The sequence below is a fragment of the Pseudomonas sp. P5_A2_2 genome (genome assembly GCF_054177685.1).
On sequence record NZ_JBGCUL010001194.1, the window covers coordinates 1 to 1241 of the forward strand.

2 protein-coding genes are annotated in these 1241 nt (G+C 58.8%); one reads left to right on the forward strand and one right to left on the reverse strand.

The features are described 5' to 3' along the window. Positions 1–165: NIPSNAP family protein (locus ACXRVY_RS30020; RefSeq protein ID WP_458239075.1), on the reverse strand; the 165-nt coding region annotated here is incomplete at its 3' end. A 230-nt stretch (positions 166–395) separates the two neighbouring features. Between ACXRVY_RS30020 and ACXRVY_RS30025 the strand changes: the two genes are divergently transcribed. Continuing rightward, entirely contained in the window at positions 396–1058 is a 663-nt protein-coding gene (locus tag ACXRVY_RS30025; RefSeq protein WP_223463639.1) for an ATPase, read from the forward strand. Positions 1059–1241 lie beyond the last annotated feature (183 nt).

A 1241-nucleotide genomic window follows, 5' to 3' on the forward strand; every position in this document is an offset into this window, starting at 1 on the left:
GGTGAACAGCGCCAGGGCGATGTTGTTGGCGCCCTCCGAGGGCAAAAAGTAGCCGTGGTGCTGGCCGCCGAACTTTTCCACCAGGGGAATCCACAACTTGCCGTAGTGTTCGAACGCTTCGAGCTGGTAGGGATCGAGCACGTATTTGAGGTAGCAGGTCACCATTGTTTCGTTCCTTGATCAGGTTTTGAGGGCAGTCGCCACTGTAATCAACCGTGGGCGCCCGGCACAGCCGCTTGTTCGACATTGACCGGTAAGTTTGCGCCAGAGGCATGCGCTAGCGGCCCCGCACTATCGGTTCAGTCAATAGTCACCATCAAGAATCGCAAGTTCTGTTTTTTGCGCAAAGGCGGAAAATCGCCTGCATTGAACACGCTGCTCAAGGAACCCGCGCGATGAAAATCTTGACCCGACTGGCTGTGATTGCCCTGTTGCTGGGCAGCGTTGCATGCACCGCATCGGCCTACGCCGAGGACGCGCGCACCTGCCATCTGCCGCCCATCACTGGGAGCCAGGGCGGGTTGCAATACGGGCAGACGGTCGGAGTGCTTTACAGCGAAGACACCGTGGAAAACCTGCAATACCTTGAGCAATACCACTCGGTGGCGGTGAACGGCGCGAAGAACGCACTGGATGCGCGGATTCGCCAGGCGTTCGTCAACAGCTCCGATCCGGACCTGGCCATCGACTGGCTGATGAGTTCGCTGCACCACACCTTTCTGTCGGTGACCGTCTACGACAACCTCGATGCCCTGGTGCAGGCCCATCCCGATGTGGTGGTGATGCTCGATACCCACAACCAGTTGCTGACCCAGCGTAACGATCGGGTCGAGGCGCGTTTCGCCGCGCGGTTCTACGACGCCAACTTGCAGTACATCGGCAAGGCCGAAGGCGCGGTGGAAAAACAACTGCCGTCGGTGTGGGTGCATGACAAGGCCGCCCCCGAGATCGCCACGCAAATCGAACAGCAACGCGACCTGCAACTGACCGCGCTGAAACAGTTCGATGCGTCGTTGAAGGCGCTGGTATCAGCCGGATTAACCGCAGCAATCAATTAATTAGCTCGACGACCATTGAGCGGCGGGCAACCCAAATCACCGTTGATTTCTTTTCAGGACCTGATTCATGCGTACTTTTTTTGCCCCCACCCTGGCCTTCGCCCCGCTGCTGCTGGCCGGTTGTGCCACGCCGAACGATCCGACGCTGACCTTGCAGACCAGCAAGTCGCCCGAGGAGTACAC

Bases quoted from the DNA above. Each gene is read 5' to 3' on its own strand.
- ACXRVY_RS30025 (WP_223463639.1), top strand. From the start codon at position 396: ATGAAAATCTTGACCCGACTGGCTGTGATTGCCCTGTTGCTGGGCAGC.